Genomic DNA, 21,113 nt, shown 5'->3' with positions numbered 1-21,113 from the left:
TTCCATAACGTTATAAAAAATAAAATTTTTAATGTCTTTAAAAAGCAGAAACAATTAGCGTGGTATTAATTAATCGCGTGATTAGTGTATACTTAATTTTGTGATGAGGGTCACGAAACAAAGACCCCAGTAAAGGAATTCGACGAGGTAAAAATCATGAAAATCAAAACCACTGTTGCAACATTAAGTATTCTGTCCGTTCTCTCTTTTGGCGCTTTCGCCGCAGAACCTATCAGCGCAGAGCAAGCGCAAAACCGTGAAGCAATCGGATCGGTTTCAGTCAGCGCTATCGGCTCATCGCCTATGGATATGAACGCCATGCTGAGCAAAAAAGCGGATGAACAAGGCGCTACGGCCTACCACATTACCGAAGCGCGTAGCGGCAGCAACTGGCACGCCACTGCCGAACTGTACAAATAAAATTCACCTGCCATCGCATATAACGTGTCATTGCTTCGCGGAGATATCGCATAAGAAAAGCCCATTAATCCGCGAGGTTGACCCTATAAAGGAATAAAAGACCATGAAAACGAAATACATTATCGCATCACTCGGCCTGGCCACTCTGCTCTCTTTCGGCGCAAATGCCGCAGTACATCAGGTCAACGCGGAACAGGCGCAGAATCTGCAACCGATGGGCACCATTTCCGTCTCGCAGATTGGTAGTACGCCAATGGATATGCGCCAGGAGATCGTCGCTAAAGCCGAAAAAGCAGGCGCTAATAGCTATCGCATCATCGAATTAAAAGAAGGTGATAACTGGCACGCCACCGCCGAGTTGTATAAGTAAACCCTCGTCGTCTAACCCGACGACTTGCCCCCGCCTGCCGGGGGCTTTTTTATGCTTTTTCAATGCCGGACATTAAACCGTAGCCGCCCCTCCAGCTCTTCTTCCGCTTCATCAAAGAGTAAAATCAGCGCCCCGTAGCGCCTGCGCAGTTTATCAGGCAGGTGAACGAACTCAATCTCTAGCGGTAGAGGTAAGATATCGCTCATTACCGCATCCCATAATGTATCAAGATCGCTTACTTTCTCACTGGCAAGACCAAACGTCTGCGTAAACTCGCGATAAAAATCGCTTTGGTTTTTAATATCATTAAAATCAAAAGTATAGACATTCATAGCCAGCCACCATCCCCGACAGACAATTGTCTGTTTTACTACTAAGCATCATTATGCAGAGGTTTCACTTCCAGAAACGCTTTTAGCCCCGGAGCACTCTTGCGCTGTTTTTGTATCTTAAATAAGTATAGTCATAAAAAAACCGACGCTTTTGGCATCGGTTCTTGTGGGTTAGCTATCGGTAAGCGCGTTCTGGTATTTATGTAACATGCCCGTCAGGCGTTTAACCGGTTCCGTCACCTGCGGCGGCGCCTCCCAGATACGTAATTTCTCCTGATAGATATCCAGCTCATCCAGCAACTGACCAAAGTAGCGTCGCCGTTTATCATCGCTTCCGGCGGAAATAACATGGTCTGCGGTACGACGAAGCTGGCGGTGGAACACTGACAGGTCTTCATTAACCGGTATCGGCGCGTCGCGCAGACGTTGATGAGCAATGATCATCGTTAGCGCCAGGCGAAACTTCGGCAAATCGCCAGGGAATTTATTCATCAGCAAAAAGAGTTGCTGATATAACGCAGGCAGACGGTTTTCTTTACGACGTACCACGTTAGTCGTCATTGCCGAGACCGCAGCGGAAACAAACTGATTAAGCAGCACGCGACCGGTTCGATCTTTGGATTTATCACGCACCAGCAGGATGACGATAAACGCCAGCATACAGCCGACAATTTGCCCCAACGCGCTGTCGAGGAACTGGCTGAAATGGAACGTCATCGGATTATCCAACACAATAATGTTAATCGTACTGGCCAGCGCCCCCATCGACCCCAGACGTCGTTTCTGGACCTCAATGCCGATAAAGAACCCCAATACCGCCAGGCTCAAACATAACAACAGCATACTTTGCTGCGTATTGGGAATAATCACCAGGAAATAGAGCAATCCCAGCGGCAACGCCGCCAGAGTGCCATAAATAAAATCAATGCAGACCATGCGCGGATTGGGTAAACGCATCGCCAGCGAGGTCACCACGGCAATCATCACCATCGCGCCATTACCCGATGTCCAGCCGGTCCATAGCCAGAATAATGTCCCCAGAATGCAGGAAAGCGTGGTGCGCCAGAAGTTCACCATCGCATGGTGGCGTTCAGCGGATTCCACTTTAACTACGGGCTCGCCTTGCAGGATCTCTTCTTCCGTCGCGCTGATTTTGGTGTTGCTGATCACGCCGCGTTTAAGCAGCAGATAGCGCGTCGCAGCGCCTACCCAACTATAAAGCGTGACGGGCGTTTCGCGCTCGCCGGTCCAGACAATAACACGCCGCATCCGTTTTAACTGCCTGTGGACGTCCTGTACCGTTTCAACCGGCGTCTCGAACAGTTCCCGGAATGTATCGGTAATCAGTTCCGGCCGCGTGTTTTGAATAAGATAAGTTTCACAGGATTGCGTAATCAGCGTGAGCGAAAGCGTATTCAACGCTTTCAGGCGGCGGTTAGCGCGTACCCAGCGCGAAGATTCCATATTCAGATTACTTCGCATCCCCTCCAGCGCCGCCGTGCGTCGCACCAGATCGCCCCAGGCGTTGTCGACTTCTTCGCTGTCGCCATGCTTAATACAAAGTTGCATTAGCTGATATTGCGCTACCAGTAAACTGTCCAGTTCGCGATCAACCTCCTGCTTTATCGATCGCGGCGAGAAAAGCAGATCCGCTAAAATAGCACAGCCAATGCCGATAACGATTTCGCTACAGCGCTCAAGCGCAAATTGCGGCGTGAGCAGCGGCTCCGTCTGAATGGTAATCACAATGATCAGCGCAGTATAACCTGACAGTCCCCACGCATAAGAGTTTTCGATCCGTACTAAAGAGGAGATCCAGGTACAAAAACCGGCCCAGACACAGCACACCAGAATCATCAATAGCGGCGCGCGGATCATAGAGATAATAATGATAAGCGCGGCGATACAGCCAATAAACGTCCCGATAATACGCAACATTCCGCGATAACGGATAGCGCCGGAATAGGGTTCCCCGCCGGCGGCAAATGCCGGGCCTGCCGCCACGATCGCGGCGGTCAGCACCGCCCAACGCGGCGTCTCCAGTTGAAAATGGAAGCCGATAAATAATGCTAGCACAATGGCGCACGCCAGCTTTACCGCAAAACGAATGTGCTGGTTGGCAATGGAGAAAATGCCCATGACGATTAACCGAATTCGCGCAGCCGGTGCGCCAGTTTACGGAAGAAGGAGTCCTGGCTTGCGTCACGATCCTGCTTACCGGTGATCACGACGGTTGCCGTCGTACCGGCAGGCCACAAATTCCCCTGCTGCTCGTCGAGCCGGATACGCACCGGGACACGCTGGGCCAGACGCACCCATTCGAGGTTAGAGTCTATCGTCGCCATCCCTTTCGCATCGCTGGTACTGCTGGCATTCGTTACCCCTGCCGCCACGCTATCGACAGTACCTTTTAATACCCGGTTGCTGCCAAGCGGCGTGATTTCGGCACGATATCCCGGACGCACGCCTTCCAGCTTGGTCTCTTCCATATAGGCCTGCACGTAAAAAGAGTTCTTTTTCACCAGGGCAACGGCCGTGGAACCGCGGGTAATAAATTCACCGGCATAAACATTAAGGTTAGTCACCCAGCCGTCAGCAGGCGCGCGAATGACGGTGCGCTCCAGATCGAGTTTAGCCAGATCGCGCGTCGCCTGGGCTTTAGCCAGTTGATGCAGTACAGTCTGCAAGACATTGTTCGCCTGATCGATCTCTTCCCGGGACATCGCCTGTACGCCGAGGCGATTACGGCGACTGGCTTCCTGGCGTTTTTCCTGCGCCAGGACCTGATAATAGGCTACATCAGCTTCCGCTTCCGCCAGCGCTTTTTGATAGCGTGGCTGATCGATGGTAAACAGGACCTGATCCTTTTTCACCAGTTGGTTATCATGCACGTTTACATGGGTAATCAGGCCCGCGACATCCGGGGCAATAGCGACGACATCGGCGCTAAAACGCGCGTCGCGCGTCCAGGGAGATTCGGTGTAATACACCCAGGCGCGGAAAATGGCGATAAAGGCCAGAATAACCAGTACGAGGGTAATGGCCGTACGGGAGAGTTTTCTTGTTAGTGTTTTCACTTCAACCTCAAACGAACAGGCGCGATATTAAATAAAACAGACAACAATACAGCGCGGTATTGAACAGAGCCGGATGCCAGACAAAATCATAGATACCCGTCGGCACAAGCATCCGACGCACCAGCCAAAAAATAGCCAGTGACAAAAGCAATTCGAAAAATATCGGTGGGAAGGAAAGACCAAACACCACGATAACGGGAAACAGACTCATGTTGACCTTGATTTCTGAGAGAGAGCAGGCGATAGATTGTTAAGCTACATCGCCGCAGAGAAGGGCAAGAGACGCCAGGCGAGAGCGACATAGCTCTTATTCGAATAATAGTATATTAACGTAATTGTTATGCTGTTATCTATATTATGTGATCTAAATCACTTTTAAGCCAGAGTGAATAATGGAACGATTAAAACGAATGTCGGTATTCGCCAAAGTTGTCGAGTTTGGCTCTTTTACCGCCGCAGCCAGACAGCTGCAAATGAGCGTATCGTCCATCAGCCAGACTGTGGCGAAACTGGAAGATGAGCTTCAGGTTAAATTGCTCAACCGCAGCACACGCAGCATTGGGCTCACCGAAGCTGGAAAAATCTATTATCAGGGCTGTCGTCGTATGCTGCATGAAGTGCAGGATGTTCACGAGCAGCTTTACGCTTTTAATAACACGCCTATCGGTACATTGCGTATCGGCTGTTCTTCAACCATGGCGCAAAATGTGCTGGCCGGGCTTACCGCAAAATTATTAAAAGAGTATCCCGGTCTGGCGGTCAATCTGGTGACAGGAATTCCGGCCCCGGATTTAATTGCCGACGGGCTGGACGTGGTGATCCGCGTGGGCGCGCTGCAAGACTCCAGCCTGTTTTCCCGTCGACTCGGCGCGATGCCGATGGTTGTGTGCGCCGCCAAGCCCTACCTCGCTCAGTACGGCGTCCCGGAAAAACCCGCCGATCTCAGTAGCCATTCCTGGCTGGAATATAGCGTGCGCCCGGATAATGAGTTTGAACTTATCGCGCCGGAAGGAATTTCTACCCGACTGATTCCACAGGGGCGGTTCGTCACTAACGATCCGATGACGCTGGTACGCTGGCTGACCGCCGGAACCGGAATCGCCTATGTGCCGCTGATGTGGGTGATCGATGAGATCAATCGTGGCGATCTGGAGATCCTGCTGCCTCGCTATCAGTCCGATCCCCGTCCGGTGTACGCGCTGTACACCGAAAAAGATAAGCTGCCGCTTAAAGTGCAGGTAGTGATTAACGCGTTAACTGACTATTTTGTCGATGTCGCACACCTGTTTCAGGGGATGCACGGGCGAGGGAAAGAAAAATAAAAACACCGGGTAATTGCTGAAGACGATTGTAGCCAGATGCCACCCGAGGCTGACATTGCCTGATGGCGCTGCGCTTATCAGGCCTGGGCGGCACACACCACAGGCCTGATAAGGCGGACAGTTATGCGGTGCCGCCAACCGTCAGGTTATCGACTTTCAGCGTCGGCTGGCCTACGCCTACCGGCAGACTTTGACCCTCTTTACCGCAGACCCCCACCCCGTTATCCAGCTTAAGGTCGTTGCCGACCATGGAGATCTGTTGCATCGTTTCAATGCCTGATCCAATCAACGTCGCGCCCTTCACCGGCGTCGTGACTTTGCCGTTTTCAATCAGATACGCTTCCGAGGTAGAGAACACAAACTTGCCGGAGGTGATATCCACCTGACCGCCGCCAAAGTTAGGCGCATAGATGCCGTATTCAACGGATTCGATAATTTCCTGCGGCGTTGACTGCCCCGCCAACATATAGGTATTCGTCATACGCGGCATTGGCAGATGCGCGTAAGATTCGCGACGCCCGTTACCGGTCGGCGCAGCGCCCATCAGGCGCGCGTTCAGCTTGTCCTGCATGTATCCTTTCAGCACGCCATTTTCAATCAATACGTTGTACTGGCCTGGCGTACCTTCATCATCGATAGCAACGGAGCCGCGACGGTTCATCATTGTGCCGTCGTCCACTACGGTGCAAAGCGCGGAGGCAACCTGCTCGCCGATCTGACCGCTAAACACAGACGTCCCACGACGGTTAAAATCACCTTCCAGCCCGTGACCGACCGCTTCGTGCAGCAATACGCCCGGCCACCCGGCGCCCAGAACCACCGGTAACGTCCCCGCTGGCGCAGCGACCGCAGAGAGATTAACCAGCGCCATGCGTACCGCTTCTTTCGCCCACGCGTCGGCGCGAACCTCGCCGTCGAGATCGGCAAGAAAATACTCATAACCAAAGCGACCGCCGCCGCCGCTGGCGCCGCGCTCGCGTTTACCGTCTTCTTCCACCTGCACGCTAACGGACAACCGCACCAGTGGACGGACATCCGCCGCCAGCGTCCCGTCGGTCGCCGCCACGAGGATTAATTCATATACGCCGGTCAGGCTGGCGTTAACTTCCTGCACGCGTTTATCGGCTTCTCGCGCCGCTTTATCAACGCGTCTGAGGATATCCAGCTTCTCTTCGCGGCTCATACTTTGCAGCGGATCAAGGGTGGTGTAGAGCGGCTGATGCGCTACGGCGGCGAGCGTTTTTACCTTGCCTTCGCCGTTCTCGCGTACAATGGTTCGCGCTGCCTGCGCACTCTGCTCCAGCGCCAGGAGGCTTATCTGGTCAGCATAAGCAAAACCGGTTTTTTCGCCGCTAATGGCGCGAACGCCAACGCCCTGGTCGATATTATATGAACCATCTTTAATGATGCGGTCTTCTAAAACCCAGGATTCGTGATAGCTCGACTGAAAATAGAGGTCGCCATAATCAAGACGGCGTTCGGCCAGTTGGCCCAAAATAGCGAACAGATCCTGATGGTTCAGGCCATTCGCCGCTAGCAATTGTTCACTTACCAGGTTCAGACTCATCGTTTTTGCTACTCGTTGATTTCTGCCGGATGGCGGTTCACGCCTTATCCGGACTACGTTGTTAGATTGTACAAACCGGATAAACGCAGCGCCGTCCGGCATGACTATTTACTGAGAGTGGGGCAATTCCTCGCCCCCGTCAAATCATTGCTGGCTTTCTTTTATCGGTTGGCGCAGAACTTCGTTGATCTGCGGCGCATCGACCGGACCGGTAATGCGATAACGCAGAATGGAGACCTTGCTCCATAGCGGCCCCAACACTTTACTGGCGGCAAATACCGCCGCGCCGACAATCGGGTTAACGGCAAACGCGGCGGCGACGCCTACGGTGGCGGAAATTTCCGGCGCGACAACGGCCTCCATATCAAGACGACGACGCACCAGATCAACAGAACCTTTCATTGCAATATCCGCTTCCAGCCCATCCACCAGCGTATCGTCAGTATGCAGGACGCCATCTTTAATCCACGCGGTACTATGAATAGAGTCGAAATAGAAACCTTCGCTAAAGGTATCTCTGAAGTCAAACCGCAGCTTACGCAGCAACGCATCAAAACTGAGCAGCCGCAGTAGCTGTCCGGCATGACCGCTACTGAGATCAGTAAACTCGCCTTTACCCAGACGCGTACGTAAAATCCCGTTGAGCGTGGCTTCCTCAGGTTGCCAGGGCGGGTTTCGCCAGTGCAGATCGTAATCTACGTTAAAAGACGCGTTCTGGATTGGCGTCGAGATACCGAAGAACCCGGCTGCCGTGTCGAGGTTACTACCATGCAGACTACCTTTCAGCGAGGTTCGTTCATTACCCGGCGCATTCACCCACTCGCCGTTCGCTTTCAAACGGGCGAATCCGGTATCGATCAGGCCATTCGCCAGAGTCAGCGTATTGCCTTTGATGGCGAAATCGCCATCAATACGCCCATATTTTTGCCCCCATAGCCAGCACTCTTCGCAGCGAAGCTGTAAGTCCGGCCAGCCACGGAAGCTAATCGTGTTCGCCGAAGCCAACGGCGATGTCGGTGTTGGTGACGAGGCGTGCGTTTTTGCGACGCCAGGGTTGTAGTACAGGTACTTAATGTTCGCCAGCCACGGCGCATGGTTGCGCATGAGCAGCGTGGCGTTCACCTCACGGCCCTGCGCTTCAATTTTTGTTCCGTTCAGCGAGGGGGCTGAAACAACGCTCAAATTGTTCCACTGCTGGCCGCCCAGCGATAGCGCGGGAGTACGCAACGTGACGCGTTGAGGAAACTCGGCCGAACTACTCACGTTATCCGCCGCGCCTTTCTGGAATAACGCCAGCCACTGCGCGCCATCCAGCGCCGGCAGATTGAGCTCAACGCCTTGTTGAGCAGGTAATGGCGGAATCGTCCGGCTGTCCGTCGTCCAGATAGCCCGATCCAACGTCAGCTTCTGATTTAATAACCAGCGGCTGTTAAAGTGATTTTTACTCCCTGCGCTCCCCGTTAGCGCAAAACTTTTCAGGTTGCCGTCAGCCTGAATGTTCACCGGAATGGCTTCGCCTGCGGGTTTATTTAGCGGAGAAGGTAAGTGACTGCTCACATTTCTCAGATCGCCGTTCAGCTCGATGTGATAAGTGGTGTCAGCGTGATACGGAAGATCGATGCCGACTTTACCATTCCACGTCACGCTGCCGCTCAGGGCGTCATTCAGTTGCGGCGGTAAGACGCCCATACGCGTTGGTTGCCAGTTACCGTTCAGGTTGACGGCGACCTGATAGGCTTTTGCCCCTTCCGTCGTACTGAAATCCAGGTTAAGCGGCTGATTAAACCAGTTTGCCGTCAGCGGCCCGCTTTTTAGCGCGCCATTCACAAAGCTGAATTTACCGTTCAGATTTTTGAGCGTGCTGTTTAGCGGCTTAATAAACAGACTGTTATTACGCAACGAGACATCGCCCTCGGCGGTAACCTGTTCGCCATCCAGCGGAATATCAAGATGTAAGCGAGCATTCACATCGCCATCTAATTGGAGCTCCGCCAGCGTCGAGCCAAGCGAGTCTTTTAGCGGCGTCTCGTCAAAATAAGGCCCAACGGCTTTTCCCGGCCCGTTAATATCGGCATCAATGAGCAGTTTCTCTTTGGAATAATCCGGAATTGCCGCCACGAGTTTGCTGGCCTTCACCCCGCCCAAATCGACGCTATCCGAACGCATCCACAGGCCGTCGTTCAGGAAATCCAGTTCAATGTTGAGATTTTTTAGCGCCGGCCAGTCGGGTTGAAAAGCAAACGTCGCATTGCGCAGCGGCACCAGCACTTCAAACTGACCTTCGTTATGCTTATAGGGAAAGAGGTGCGGGTTACCACCGTAAACCAACGTGGCGTTATCCGCCTCGCCGCCCTGAATCGCGCCGCTAAGGTAATCGACCAGCGCTTTGCCCATCAGGTTTTCCGGAAAATAGCGCCACGCCTGAGATCCATCGTCGGTACTGATTCCGGCCAGAATGCCCAGCCACGGTTCGTCGCCCGTCGGTTGCAGATAGCGGAACCCGCCGCGCGCATGTACCGCCTTTGCTTTGACGTCAATGTCGCGGCCATCAAGCTGAAAGCCGTTCTCATTCTTCAACCAGCTAAGCGTCGCGACGCCGTTTTCAATTTCCAGCGGCGCGCGAAAAACGGTTTCATAGGGCATTTTAGCCTGCTGCATCGCAACCTTCATCTGCCCGTCTTCTACGCTTCCCGCCAGCGTACCGGAAAAATGTTCCGCGCCGGGCAACAGCTTCCACTGTTTCCAGGCAAGATTTTCCCACGATGCCTGAAAACGCGTTTTTTCGGTCGCCTGTAGCGGAATATCCAGCGCCAGTGTGGCGATCTTTCCGCTCGGCTGCGTAGCCTGCCATATTTCGCCCAGCACAGGCGACAGTTTAGCCGCCAGCGGACGTAATGCTTCCAGCCCCGCCAGTTCAAGGTTACTGGCGCGAATGCGTAGCTCATCGCTACGTGTGTGATTCTCGCCGCCGACGTCCTGCTGCGGGAGCCAGGCCACTGTTAAGGCTCCGCTCGGCCAGGATTTACCATCAAGCGTAATCCGTGTGTCCGGAATATAAAACTGCCAGCCCGGCTGCTCACGGCTAATCTGCGCCGTCAGGTTATCGACAGACAGCGTGTGCGTCGTGTTATCGCCCAGCCAGCTTGCGCCGCCCTGTTTCAGCCAGACGTCTCCTCCGGCGATTTCGCCTTTACTGAGCGTCATCCAGCCTTCCAGACTGAAACGCGCCGTCTGGAGCGCCACATTATCCTGCATCCATTTGCCCAGCCACGGCTTGACGTCAATATCGTCGGCCTGTAACCAGACTCTGCCGTTATTCAGCAAACCGTCGTCATCGCGTAAATCCATCCGCACCTGCATCACGCCGTGCTGCCCGGTCAGGCTGGAGAGGCTGACCTCGCCTTCGGCGCGGTGTCGCTCTTTGCCGTTTAGCCAGGTAAGCTGTGGGATCGCCAGCTCCGCGCGTTGTCCGGAAAGCGTCAGAAAACTGATTTGGCTATCGCGCAGATCGAAATGATCGAACTGCCGCAGGAAAAGATCGCTTAAACGGCTGGTTTCGATGCCTTCGCCGTCGCTGCTTTGAAGAGGCGTGTTGGTGCGGAAATTGAGTTGCCAGAAGGTCAGGTCGCGAAACTGCCAGCGCATATGCAACAGGCTTTGCCAGACGTCCAGCGCCAGCGTAACGCGTTTTATCGACAGTTCGCCGCCATCTTTCAGGGCGGCATGAATATTATGCGCTTCCAGCGTAGGGCCAAAATTTTGCCAGCTTGCGGAGAGTTGGCTGGCGGCCACCGGCACGCCGGTCACAGACTCAATCTTATTCAGGATAGCTGGACGCCAGGCGTCAAGATGAGGCAACGCCAGGCGCAGCCCGCTAACCAGCAGCGCTGCAATGACGATGAGCGCGGCTCCAGTGAGCAATAAAATCCCCGGCAATCGCCTCACGCGTCTCTCCTTGTCTGCCAAAAAATACGACTCACAACCTTGCTTTGCCGGACGGCGGCGTGAACGCCTTATCCGGCCTGCAAATGCTCGTACGGGTCGCGGTCTTTTACATCATTACGACGTCAAACTGCTCCTGGTTATAAAGCGGTTCGACCTGAACTTTAACCTGTTTGCCGACAAAGATTTCGACTTCCGCCAGCGCGTGTGATTCTTCGCCTTTCAGCGCTTCCGCCACCGCAGGAGAAGCATAAACCAGGAAGCGATCGGAGTCATAAGCGTGATGAACACGTACAATTTCACGCATGATCTCATAGCAGACGGTTTCCACCGTTTTTACCGTCCCGCGGCCATGACAAGTTGGACATTCGTTACAAAGCACATGTTCCACGCTTTCACGAGTCCGTTTACGGGTCATTTCCACCAGTCCCAGCGGCGAAAAACCGTTAATACTGGTTTTCACGCGATCCTTACTTAACGCCTGTTCCAGCGAATGCAGCACCCGGCGGCGATGATCTTCATTATTCATGTCGATAAAATCGATAATGATAATGCCGCCCAGATTACGCAGGCGTAGCTGGCGGGCAATGGCCTGAGTCGCTTCAATATTGGTATTAAAAATGGTGTCGTCGAGATTACGGTGTCCGACAAACGCGCCGGTATTGATATCTACCGTCGTCATCGCTTCGGTTTGGTCGATAATCAGATAACCGCCGGACTTGAGTTCAACCTTACGCTCCAGCGCGCGCTGGATCTCATTTTCCACGTCATAAAGATCGAAGATCGGCTGATGGCCACTGTAATGCTCCAGCTTACTGGTCATTTCCGGGATGTATTCTGCGGTAAACTCCAGCAGCGACTCATAGGTCAGACGTGAGTCAACGCGAATTCGGTCCAACTGCGCATCGGCGAAATCGCGCAGCACGCGCTGCGCCAGCGCCAGTTCGCCATACATCTGGTAGCGCGTTTGCGGACGCTTTTTGCGCTCCATGACTTTCGTCCAGACGCGCTTGAGATAGGCGGCGTCAGACGCGAGATCCTCTTCACAAACGCCTTCCGCCGCGGTACGAATAATAAACCCGCCCTGTTCGTCGCAGTATTCCGCCACCACCTTTTTCAGGCGCTCGCGTTCACTTTCGCTTTCGATGCGCTGGGAAACGCCAACGTGTGACGCGCCGGGCATAAAAACAAGGTAACGGGAGGGCAACGTGATGTCCGTGGTCAAACGCGCGCCTTTCGTGCCGAGCGGATCTTTCACTACCTGCACCATCAGATCCTGTCCCTGACGCACCAGTTCGGAGATATCGCGCACGGTAAACTGTTTTTGCTCGTCGCCCGCCACGCATTCGGTATGCGGCATAATGTCGGAAGCATGAAGAAATGCGGCTTTATCCAGCCCAATATCTACAAAAGCCGCCTGCATACCTGGAAGTACACGACTTACACGACCTTTGTAGATATTGCCTACGATTCCGCGTCGCGCTTCGCGCTCAATATGGATTTCCTGAAGAATACCGCCATCAATGTACGCCACGCGCGTTTCCGATGGCGTTACGTTTACCAACAATTCAGCCGTCATGTTTATCCCTTTTATCACGCAGTGCGTTAAAATGACTCAACAACTCATACGTTTCAACCAGCGGTAAGCCGACCACGGCGTGATAGCTGCCATTTATCTTCCTGACAAAACAGCCACCCCGCCCCTGAATACCGTATGCACCTGCTTTATCTAAAGGCTCGCCGCTGGCGACATAGCCAGTAATATCCTGCGCAGAAAGCGTGCGGAAAGTCACCTCCGTTACCACCAGACAATCCAGCGTCTGCTGCGAGTCCGCAAGCGCAACAGCAGTCATCACCTGATGCGTATTTCCGGAAAGCAAACGCAGCATTTCTGCGGCATGAGCGGCGTCGCGCGGCTTTTCCAGCACCTCGCCGTTTAACACGACTATCGTATCCGCGCCCAACACCGGCAGATCACGGGGAACCAGCGCCACGCCAGCCTGCGCCTTTTCGCGCGCCAGCCGAACAACATACTGCTGCGCGCTTTCCTGAGCACGCCGTTGCTCTTCAATACCAGGCACGACCTGCTCGAATGAAAATCCAAGTTGAGTCAATAATTCCTGGCGACGCGGGGAACCGGAAGCAAGATACAGAGTTGTCATATCGACCTTTATTGCACCGCAAACTGCTGGCGTACTTTACGCATCAGCAAAAAGAGCCAGGGCCACAGCACCCCATTGACTACACTACTCCAGAACACTTCCGGTCTGAAAGAGACGTTGATCACTAAAAACTCGGCCCAGAAAACAATAATGTCCACGGCCAGTGAAAGCAACATTACCACCAGCGCCTGCTGCCAGAGCGCCAGGTTACGGAAGAGCTGGAATTTCAGAGCCACCAGATAGGCGACAATACTCATCGACAGAGCGCGCACGCCAAGTGTGGAACCGCTGATGAGATCAAGTATGGCACCCATCACAAATCCCGTCCCCACATTTACGCGGTGCGGCAGGGCCAGAATCCAGTACAGTAAGATGAGCAAAACCCAGTTTGGCCGGAAAACAATGATGTCGTCCGGCCAGGGCATGATTTGCAGCAACAGCGCAATAAGAAACGAGAGCCAGATAACCCAGCGCCCCTGGCTACGATAGCTCGCCACCATTACCCTCCCGGCGCACGCGCAGGCGGCGTGGTCGCGCCCGAAGGCGATGGTTGCGTTGATACCGGCGCAGTCTGGCCCGCAGATGGCTGAGTAATCCCCGTCGCCGGGTCCGGCACTGGCGCCGGCGGCCCCATCGCATCCGGAGAAGGCAACACCTGCGGCATCATCTGCATCAGGCGCTCATTGGCGACGCGGTGAACCTCTTCCGGCGTCATCGGATTGGCGCCGTTACGATCGGCTCCCCACAACAGCAGCAGATAGCGTAAACGCTGCAAACCCGCGGTTGGACGTGCCTGAATGACGGTATAGGCGCGCTGAGTGTCCAGCTTGACGGAGGAGACCACCGCCACCGGATACCCTTCCGGGAAACGCCCACCAAGTCCGGACGTTACCAGCACATCGCCAACGCGAATATCGGTATTGGCGGGCAGATGTTCAAGCTGAAGATCGTCAGTACAGCCGTTACCGGCGGCAATCACGCGGATGTCATTGCGCAGTACCTGAATCGGCAGCGCATGAGTCGCATCGCAAATCAGCAATACGCGGCTGGTCAGTTTCGCCACGGCGACAACCTGCCCTACGACGCCTTTGTCGCTAATGACCGGTTGACCTTCATATACGCCATTAACGCTGCCTTTATCGATAACGACCTGATCGCTGTAAGGATCATTAACCGTTGAAATAACCTGCGTCACCATTTTCTGCTCGTCCTGACGCAGCGGAGACCCCAGCAGCTCGCGCAACCGCGCGTTCTCCTGTTTGTACTGCCCCAGCATCAGCAGGTCGCTGTTTTTTAACAGTAATTCCTGGCGCAGCGCCCGGTTTTCCAGCTCAAGCTGGTCGCGAGAAGCCAGCGTTTGCGACACGCTGTCGAGCAGTTCACGAGGGCCGTTTGAAATAAAATAGAAAGGACTGACGGCAGTGTCCATGTACGTTCGGATTTGACTGAACGTCCCCAGGCGGCTGTCGGCAATGATAACGCCGAGCGCCACCAGCACCGCCAGAATAAGGCGAATCTGTAGCGACGGGCCACGGCTAAAAATTGGCTTCATAGGCTATGCGTATTCTCGCGTCGGAGAGGCAGGACAATCCAGGGATAATCCTGCCCGTATCCAACTACTCTTCGCTGAACAGGTCGCCGCCGTGCATATCGATCATTTCCAGCGCCTTGCCGCCGCCGCGCGCCACACAGGTCAGCGGATCTTCAGCAACCACGACAGGAATGCCCGTCTCTTCCATTAACAGACGGTCAAGGTTACGCAGCAGCGCGCCGCCGCCGGTGAGCACCATACCACGCTCGGAGATGTCTGACGCCAGCTCCGGCGGACACTGTTCCAGCGCCACCATTACCGCGCTGACGATACCGGTCAACGGTTCCTGCAACGCTTCCAGAATCTCGTTTGAGTTCAGGGTAAAGCCGCGTGGAACGCCTTCCGCCAGGTTACGGCCACGCACTTCGATCTCGCGGACTTCGTCGCCCGGATAAGCGGAACCGATTTCGTGTTTAATACGTTCTGCGGTGGCTTCACCAATCAGAGAACCGTAGTTACGGCGAACGTAATTAATGATGGCTTCGTCGAAGCGGTCACCACCAATACGGACAGAAGAAGAGTAAACCACGCCGTTCAGGGAGATAACGGCAACTTCAGTGGTACCACCACCGATATCCACAACCATTGAACCGGTTGCTTCAGAAACTGGCAGACCTGCGCCGATCGCGGCCGCCATCGGCTCTTCGATCAAAAAGACTTCACGGGCACCTGCGCCCTGAGCGGATTCACGAATCGCGCGGCGTTCTACCTGCGTCGCGCCGACCGGCACGCATACCAGTACGCGCGGGCTTGGGCGCATAAAGCTGTTGCTGTGCACTTGTTTAATAAAGTGCTGGAGCATTTTTTCGGTCACAAAGAAGTCAGCGATAACGCCGTCTTTCATCGGACGGATCGCAGCGATATTGCCCGGCGTACGGCCCAGCATCTGCTTCGCATCATGACCGACTGCAGCCACGCTTTTCGGCGAACCGGCACGATCCTGACGAATGGCCACAACGGAAGGCTCATTCAATACGATGCCTTGTCCTTTTACATAAATGAGGGTATTCGCGGTACCCAGGTCAATGGACAGGTCATTGGAAAACATGCCACGAAATTTTTTCAACATACTAAGGGATAATCCTGAAAGCTGGGGCGGAAAACAAAATCCGCTTACTTTACCAACCACACGCAGCAGCGACAAGGCGCAAAAATCATCTGCTACGGTGAAAATTAGTGCAGTTCGTTTCCTTTGTTACAAATCTCGGCCTGAGTCCCTCAGGGCTGAAAAAATCAGCAGCAATCCTCGCCTTCGTTTGCAACCTGTCAAAGGTCATTCACCTGCATATTTGCTGCAACAATCTGGCGAGCAGACAAGCACACCCCCATGAGGCGCAGCGCGCGTTATTCTACGTGAAAACAAATTAAACGGCAGGTTAAACCGAGTATCTTTGCGAATATTTTTTCACGTTTGTGTCAAGTAGTTGGGAGGAGGCAAAAAAATCACCCTGCCCGCCAGCCACGCCGCGTTTTGTCAGCGTCTGCCACTCGCCGCGCGAACGGACGCCCGTCGCGTAAACCTGCGTAGGCGTACCCGCGCAGGCCTCTACCAGACTTTGAACCAGAAGCTGGTTTTCCGTTCGCTTCTCAATGTTTCTGACCAGACTCGGATGCAGCTTGAGTAATTCCACATTGAGCGCTTTAATCCAGCTCGTGCTAACCAGCGTCAAACCCGCCTGTGTCACCGCCACCCGAACGCCAAGCGCATTGACTAAGCGAAGGATGGGTTGTAACCGGCTGATGTGTTGACAAACATCTGCCTCCGCAAGTTCAATAATTATGCGATTTCGCTGTGATTTTTCACACTGCATTAACGTATCGCGCAACCAGCGCTGAAAACGCGGACGAATCAGCGACTCAACCGTCAACTGCATTGCCAGATTTTCATCCGGCCAGTAGCCCAGCAACGTAATCAGGCGGCTAATTTGTAATCTGTCATACTCTTCCGATAAACCAAATTGCAACACCATCGGCATATACTCCGCCGAGCTCACCTCTTCTTTACCGTCATAGATGCGACACATCAATTCCCGATGATGCACACGACCTTCTCGCGTGACCGCTGGTTTTTGATAAAGTCGCGGTCCGCCCCGGTTCAGCATCTGCTCAATCAATGTGCGCCAGCGTACATTGCCGCGCCCTTTTTCCGGCAGAGTGTCGTCGTAGATAGCCCAGCTATTTCCCCCCTGCAGGGCGGCATTCCGCGCCGCGGCTTCAGCATGTTCCATCACCTGCTCGGTGGACTGTCCGCTGCGCCAGGCGCAAATGCCGATATGTACCATATCGTCACGATCGAGCATTTTGTTAGCCGGTAGCGCATCGACAGCTTTTAAAAGTTGTCCGGCAATACTTTCCGCTTCTTTCAGCGTTCGATGCGGTAGCAGCACGGCAAAGTCGCTGCGGTGATAACGCGCCAGCAGCGAGCCTGGGTATCGCATAATAAATGTCGATAGCAGATTGATAAGCATAAACATCTGCTCTTCCGCCTGATTGCCTCCCAGGCTGTCGCGCAGAAGATTGAAATCTGGCAAGCGGATCATCATCACCACGCCATGCACTCCCACTTTTTCCTGATCTTCCAGCAGCGTCGCCAGTTGGTTATCAAAAAACAGACGGTTACCGAGCCCGGTTTTGGTGTCCTGCGCGGCGTAGGAGCGAATGAGGGTGTCCAGGCGGCTACGCTGTTCGTGAGCAAACTGAATTTCGGAAAGCAATACATCAAGCGCGCTACTGGTGCGCGCTGGCCATTCGTAAACAGAACCCCGGACATTCGCCCCGCGTTCGCCGTTCAGAATGCGCGTTGAGCGAATTTCCAGAAGCTCTTGCCCGGAAAGCTGCCGCTGCAGCCAGCGCACCGATAAAAACAAAATCAGAACGATAAAACCGATCGCCAGCGTCAGCGGCGCCGTGGTGATCAGTGAGTGAAAATAGTTACCCATCGGGTCCTGGTAAACCAGACGTAGCGACATTCCTGGATGTTTTATCAGCGGTACGACCAGCTCGCGATACATGTCGCTGGTGCCGGCTGGCCGATAACCTCTGGCGCGAGAATGGCTGTAGGCGCTGCGCTCCCCCTGCAACAGATCGACACGCACAATATCGGAAGCGATCATGAGCTCGTCGATTTGCGGCGTCAGCGAGACAATATCATGGGTCACCAGGTGCGTATCAATGGCTGTCGCCGTCGCCTGCACACGGCTGACATACTTATACTGTACGGCGTTATAAAAGCTTAGCGAGCAACCTATCAGAGTCACGAAGATCGTTAACCCCGTGAGCAGCGTGATAAAAGCTGAGAATTTCGTCGTTAATCGCATCCTTGAGTTAACTCCGACGGTTATAAACAGTATGAAAAAGCGAATCTGAAGGCGGAATTCGCCACGGCGCGCAATGAAGCAGGCATACTACCAAAATGGATCTATCTGGCAATTTATTGCGTTGCATCGGCATCACGTTTTAATTAGCGAGTATAGTCTTCGTAGCTATTTTTCCAATCTACCATGTAAAGTGAGGACAGGTTATGCAGGCGTTGATCTTAGAACAGCAGGACGGTAAAACCCTCGCATCCGTGCAACATCTCGAAGAGAGTCAACTGCCGGCAGGTGATGTGACGGTGGATGTCCACTGGTCCAGCCTGAATTATAAAGATGCTCTGGCTATCACCGGAAAAGGGAAAATTATCCGTCATTTTCCGATGATTCCTGGTATTGATTTCGCTGGCACCGTTCACGCAAGCGAAGATCCTCGCTTTCATGCAGGCCAGGAAGTACTACTGACTGGCTGGGGCGTGGGCGAAAACCACTGGGGCGGCCTGGCCGAACGCGCACGCGTTAAAGGCGACTGGCTGGTCGCGCTGCCTGCGGGACTGAGCAGCCGTAACGCCATGATCATCGGCACCGCCGGTTTTACCGCCATGCTGTGCGTCATGGCGCTTGAAGATGCAGGTATTCGCCCGCAAGACGGTGAGGTTGTCGTCACCGGTGCCAGCGGCGGCGTGGGCAGCACTGCCGTTGCATTACTGCATAAGCTGGGCTATCAGGTTGCAGCAGTATCAGGACGTGAAAGCACCCACGGCTATCTTAAGAGCCTGGGAGCTAACCGTATTCTCAGCCGCGATGAGTTTGCTGAATCTCGCCCGTTGGAAAAACAGCTGTGGGCCGGTGCAATTGATACCGTTGGCGATAAAGTGCTGGCGAAAGTGCTGGCACAGATGAACTATGGCGGTTGCGTGGCCGCCTGCGGCCTGGCGGGCGGCTTCGCGCTGCCGACCACCGTTATGCCATTCATTCTGCGTAATGTGCGTTTGCAAGGGGTGGACTCGGTGATGACCCCACCGGCACGTCGCGCAGAGGCCTGGGCGCGTTTGGTTAAGGATCTGCCGGAATCGTTCTATGCTCAGGCCGCCACAGAGATTACGCTGGCGGATGCGCCGAAGTTCGCCGATGCCATCATCAATAATCAGGTTCAGGGCCGTACGCTGGTGAAGATAAAATAACGTCACGTATAAAAAAATTTACACTTAATTAACTATTTATTTTTACACATTGACACACTCCCTGTCATATTCACTACACGCCATGTTGTGGTGGGTAGACCGGGAGTCTGTGATGAAAAAGATACGTCCATTAACAGAAGCCGATGTGACTGCGGAATCGGCTTTTTTTATGCAGCGCCGACAGGTGCTAAAAGCATTAGGCATCAGCGCGGCCGCCTTATCCTTACCCTCAACGGCGCAGGCCGATCTCTTCAGTTGGTTTAAAGGCAACGATCGTCCGAAAGCGCCTGCCGGTAAACCGCTTGAGTTTAGTCAGCCTGCCGCCTGGCGAAGCGATTTAGCGTTAACGCCGGAAGATAAGGTGACGGGCTACAACAATTTCTATGAGTTTGGCCTTGATAAAGCCGACCCGGCGGCCAATGCCGGAAGTCTGAAAACCGAACCGTGGACGTTGAAAATCAGCGGGGAAGTCGCGAAGCCATTTACGCTGGATTATGACGATTTAACACATCGTTTCCCATTAGAAGAGCGTATCTATCGAATGCGCTGCGTCGAAGCGTGGTCCATGGTCGTGCCGTGGATTGGTTTCCCTTTATATAAGCTACTCGCGCAGGCACAGCCCACCAGCCACGCTAAATATGTGGCATTCGAAACGCTATACGCGCCGGATGATATGCCAGGACAGAAAGATCGCTTTATTGGCGGCGGACTGAAATACCCTTATGTCGAAGGGCTACGTCTGGACGAAGCCATGCATCCGCTGACTCTGATGACCGTTGGCGTCTATGGTAAGGCGTTACCCCCGCAAAACGGCGCGCCCATTCGACTCATCGTTCCATGGAAGTATGGTTTTAAAGGTATTAAATCTATTGTCAGCATTAAACTCACCCGCGAACGTCCGCCAACCACCTGGAATTTGTCGGCTCCCAACGAATATGGTTTTTACGCCAATGTGAACCCGCATGTGGATCATCCACGCTGGTCTCAGGCTACCGAACGCTTTATTGGTTCAGGCGGTATCCTCGATGTGCAAAGACAGCCGACGCTGCTGTTTAACGGCTACGCCAATGAAGTCGCTTCGCTGTATCGCGGTCTCAATTTGCGGGAGAATTTTTAAGTGCGTCTGACAGCAAAACAGATAACCTGGCTAAAAGTTTGTCTGCATCTTGCCGGTTTTTTGCCGCTTCTGTGGCTCTTTTGGGCGATAAATCACGGTGGACTCAGCGCAGACCCGGTAAAGGATATCCAACACTTTACCGGCAGAACCGCGCTCAAATTTTTGCTCGCCACCTTGCTGGTTTCACCGCTGGCGCGCTACGCTAAACAGCCATTATTGATACGCACACGCCGCCTGTTAGGATTATGGTGTTTCGTTTGGGCTACGCTGCATTTAACCAGCTATGCCTTACTGGAACTGGGGATACATAACCTGGCGTTGTTAGGAAGCGAGTTGATTTCACGCCCTTATTTGACGCTTGGGATCATTAGCTGGCTGGTGTTATTGGCGCTGACGTTGACCTCAACGCAATTTGCGCAGCGTAAATTGGGCAAACGCTGGCAAACACTGCATAACGTCGTCTATCTTGTCGCGATCCTGGCTCCCATACATTACCTGTGGTCGGTAAAGATTTTATCACCGCAACCGGTCATCTACGCAGCATTAGCGTTAGCCCTTTTAGCGTTGCGTTACCGGAAGTTTCGCCAGTGGTGGCGCTAGTTTGGTGAACTGTGCGGTCGATTGCAAAACGCAAAACAGGTAATGTCCTTTTTATGTTTCGGGTTGATTATCTTCCCTGATAAGACCAGTATTTAGCTGCCAATTGCGACGAAATAGT

Annotated in this window: 18 protein-coding genes; 6 read left to right on the top strand and 12 right to left on the bottom strand. The window is 53.7% G+C overall.

What is annotated here, in order from left to right; genetic code table 11:
* Positions 1 to 156 precede the first annotated feature (156 nt).
* Both yhcN and yhcN-B read left to right on the top strand, forming a co-directional pair.
* A complete protein-coding gene (gene yhcN, locus ACLJQD_RS00175; RefSeq protein ID WP_000695693.1) occupies positions 157 to 420 on the top strand; it encodes a peroxide/acid stress response protein YhcN in 264 nt (87 codons plus the stop codon).
* Positions 421 to 523: 103 nt separating this feature from the next.
* Entirely contained in the window at positions 524 to 790 is a 267-nt protein-coding gene (yhcN-B, locus tag ACLJQD_RS00170) for a DUF1471 family stress response protein YhcN-B (protein WP_000853277.1), read from the top strand.
* A gap of 59 nt (positions 791 to 849) precedes the next feature.
* Here the strand turns inward: yhcN-B and ACLJQD_RS00165 are convergent, their stop codons facing one another.
* From ACLJQD_RS00165 to aaeX, 4 genes are all read right to left on the bottom strand, one after another.
* A complete protein-coding gene (locus ACLJQD_RS00165; protein WP_001103887.1) occupies positions 850 to 1,122 on the bottom strand; it encodes a hypothetical protein in 273 nt (90 codons plus the stop codon).
* A gap of 171 nt (positions 1,123 to 1,293) precedes the next feature.
* Positions 1,294 to 3,261: a p-hydroxybenzoic acid efflux pump subunit AaeB gene (gene aaeB / locus ACLJQD_RS00160; protein WP_000510913.1), complete on the bottom strand. Its 1,968-nt coding sequence runs from the start codon at positions 3,259 to 3,261 to the stop codon at positions 1,294 to 1,296.
* A gap of 5 nt (positions 3,262 to 3,266) precedes the next feature.
* Positions 3,267 to 4,199 (bottom strand): p-hydroxybenzoic acid efflux pump subunit AaeA, encoded by a 933-nt coding sequence (gene aaeA / locus ACLJQD_RS00155; RefSeq protein ID WP_000855138.1) that lies wholly within the window; start codon positions 4,197 to 4,199, stop codon positions 3,267 to 3,269.
* Between the two features lie 7 nt (positions 4,200 to 4,206).
* Positions 4,207 to 4,410 (bottom strand): p-hydroxybenzoic acid efflux pump operon protein AaeX, encoded by a 204-nt coding sequence (aaeX, locus tag ACLJQD_RS00150; RefSeq protein ID WP_000051840.1) that lies wholly within the window; start codon positions 4,408 to 4,410, stop codon positions 4,207 to 4,209.
* A gap of 181 nt (positions 4,411 to 4,591) precedes the next feature.
* Here aaeX and aaeR point away from each other — a divergent pair, with 181 nt between their 5' ends.
* Complete coding sequence (gene aaeR / locus ACLJQD_RS00145) at positions 4,592 to 5,521, top strand: HTH-type transcriptional activator AaeR (protein ID WP_000440300.1); 930 nt, start codon at positions 4,592 to 4,594, stop codon at positions 5,519 to 5,521.
* Positions 5,522 to 5,642: 121 nt separating this feature from the next.
* Here aaeR and tldD read toward each other — a convergent pair whose 3' ends face one another.
* The 8 genes from tldD to csrD form a co-directional block, all read right to left on the bottom strand.
* Positions 5,643 to 7,088: a metalloprotease TldD gene (gene tldD, locus ACLJQD_RS00140; RefSeq protein ID WP_000055936.1), complete on the bottom strand. Its 1,446-nt coding sequence runs from the start codon at positions 7,086 to 7,088 to the stop codon at positions 5,643 to 5,645.
* A 144-nt stretch (positions 7,089 to 7,232) separates the two neighbouring features.
* Complete coding sequence (gene yhdP / locus ACLJQD_RS00135; RefSeq protein ID WP_017441460.1) at positions 7,233 to 11,033, bottom strand: AsmA2 domain-containing protein YhdP; 3,801 nt, start codon at positions 11,031 to 11,033, stop codon at positions 7,233 to 7,235.
* Positions 11,034 to 11,139: 106 nt separating this feature from the next.
* The gene (gene rng, locus ACLJQD_RS00130) at positions 11,140 to 12,609 is read right to left on the bottom strand and encodes a ribonuclease G (RefSeq protein WP_000123188.1); all 1,470 of its coding nucleotides are present in this window, start codon (positions 12,607 to 12,609) and stop codon (positions 11,140 to 11,142) included.
* Entirely contained in the window at positions 12,599 to 13,192 is a 594-nt protein-coding gene (locus tag ACLJQD_RS00125) for a Maf family protein (RefSeq protein WP_000210306.1), read from the bottom strand. The genes rng and ACLJQD_RS00125 overlap by 11 nt, the downstream gene beginning before the upstream one ends.
* An 8-nt stretch (positions 13,193 to 13,200) precedes the next feature.
* Positions 13,201 to 13,689, bottom strand: coding sequence for a rod shape-determining protein MreD (gene mreD / locus ACLJQD_RS00120; protein ID WP_000179403.1), 489 nt, complete (start codon positions 13,687 to 13,689; stop codon positions 13,201 to 13,203).
* Between the two features lie 2 nt (positions 13,690 to 13,691).
* Positions 13,692 to 14,744, bottom strand: coding sequence for a rod shape-determining protein MreC (gene mreC, locus ACLJQD_RS00115; RefSeq protein WP_000802538.1), 1,053 nt, complete (start codon positions 14,742 to 14,744; stop codon positions 13,692 to 13,694).
* Between the two features lie 64 nt (positions 14,745 to 14,808).
* Positions 14,809 to 15,852 carry a rod shape-determining protein MreB gene (gene mreB, locus ACLJQD_RS00110; protein WP_000913396.1) on the bottom strand — a complete coding sequence of 348 codons (1,044 nt, stop codon included), beginning with the start codon at positions 15,850 to 15,852 and terminating at the stop codon, positions 14,809 to 14,811.
* Positions 15,853 to 16,159: 307 nt separating this feature from the next.
* Positions 16,160 to 18,100 (bottom strand): RNase E specificity factor CsrD, encoded by a 1,941-nt coding sequence (gene csrD, locus ACLJQD_RS00105; RefSeq protein WP_001650833.1) that lies wholly within the window; start codon positions 18,098 to 18,100, stop codon positions 16,160 to 16,162.
* Positions 18,101 to 18,303: 203 nt separating this feature from the next.
* Here csrD and ACLJQD_RS00100 point away from each other — a divergent pair, with 203 nt between their 5' ends.
* The 3 genes from ACLJQD_RS00100 (at position 18,304) to msrQ (ending at position 20,995) form a co-directional block, all read left to right on the top strand.
* Positions 18,304 to 19,278, top strand: a complete 975-nt coding sequence (locus ACLJQD_RS00100; protein ID WP_001148246.1) for an MDR family oxidoreductase — start codon at positions 18,304 to 18,306, stop codon at positions 19,276 to 19,278.
* Positions 19,279 to 19,390: 112 nt separating this feature from the next.
* Positions 19,391 to 20,395 carry a protein-methionine-sulfoxide reductase catalytic subunit MsrP gene (gene msrP / locus ACLJQD_RS00095; RefSeq protein WP_000723876.1) on the top strand — a complete coding sequence of 335 codons (1,005 nt, stop codon included), beginning with the start codon at positions 19,391 to 19,393 and terminating at the stop codon, positions 20,393 to 20,395.
* On the top strand, positions 20,396 to 20,995 hold the full coding sequence (msrQ, locus tag ACLJQD_RS00090) for a protein-methionine-sulfoxide reductase heme-binding subunit MsrQ (RefSeq protein WP_001240053.1): 600 nt from the start codon (positions 20,396 to 20,398) through the stop codon (positions 20,993 to 20,995).
* Positions 20,996 to 21,113 lie beyond the last annotated feature (118 nt).

Source organism: Salmonella sp. SAL04214 (assembly GCF_046550615.1).
In the GTDB taxonomy this organism is placed as follows: Bacteria; Pseudomonadota; Gammaproteobacteria; order Enterobacterales; family Enterobacteriaceae; genus Salmonella; species Salmonella enterica.
Note: the sequence above shows the minus strand (reverse complement) of the source record. Positions and strands in the feature narration are given on the sequence as shown.

What these genes read in the sequence shown, in the direction of transcription:
- yhcN (WP_000695693.1), top strand. Translation starts at nt 157, where the DNA reads ATGAAAATCAAAACCACTGTTGCAACATTAAGTATTCTGTCCGTTCTC.
- yhcN-B (WP_000853277.1), top strand. Translation starts at nt 524, where the DNA reads ATGAAAACGAAATACATTATCGCATCACTCGGCCTGGCCACTCTGCTC.
- ACLJQD_RS00165 (WP_001103887.1), bottom strand. Translation starts at nt 1,122, where the DNA reads ATGAATGTCTATACTTTTGATTTTAATGATATTAAAAACCAAAGCGAT.
- aaeB (WP_000510913.1), bottom strand. Translation starts at nt 3,261, where the DNA reads ATGGGCATTTTCTCCATTGCCAACCAGCACATTCGTTTTGCGGTAAAG.
- aaeX (WP_000051840.1), bottom strand. Translation starts at nt 4,410, where the DNA reads ATGAGTCTGTTTCCCGTTATCGTGGTGTTTGGTCTTTCCTTCCCACCG.
- aaeR (WP_000440300.1), top strand. Translation starts at nt 4,592, where the DNA reads ATGGAACGATTAAAACGAATGTCGGTATTCGCCAAAGTTGTCGAGTTT.
- tldD (WP_000055936.1), bottom strand. Translation starts at nt 7,088, where the DNA reads ATGAGTCTGAACCTGGTAAGTGAACAATTGCTAGCGGCGAATGGCCTG.
- rng (WP_000123188.1), bottom strand. Translation starts at nt 12,609, where the DNA reads ATGACGGCTGAATTGTTGGTAAACGTAACGCCATCGGAAACGCGCGTG.
- ACLJQD_RS00125 (WP_000210306.1), bottom strand. Translation starts at nt 13,192, where the DNA reads ATGACAACTCTGTATCTTGCTTCCGGTTCCCCGCGTCGCCAGGAATTA.
- mreC (WP_000802538.1), bottom strand. Translation starts at nt 14,744, where the DNA reads ATGAAGCCAATTTTTAGCCGTGGCCCGTCGCTACAGATTCGCCTTATT.
- mreB (WP_000913396.1), bottom strand. Translation starts at nt 15,852, where the DNA reads ATGTTGAAAAAATTTCGTGGCATGTTTTCCAATGACCTGTCCATTGAC.
- csrD (WP_001650833.1), bottom strand. Translation starts at nt 18,100, where the DNA reads ATGCGATTAACGACGAAATTCTCAGCTTTTATCACGCTGCTCACGGGG.
- ACLJQD_RS00100 (WP_001148246.1), top strand. Translation starts at nt 18,304, where the DNA reads ATGCAGGCGTTGATCTTAGAACAGCAGGACGGTAAAACCCTCGCATCC.
- msrP (WP_000723876.1), top strand. Translation starts at nt 19,391, where the DNA reads ATGAAAAAGATACGTCCATTAACAGAAGCCGATGTGACTGCGGAATCG.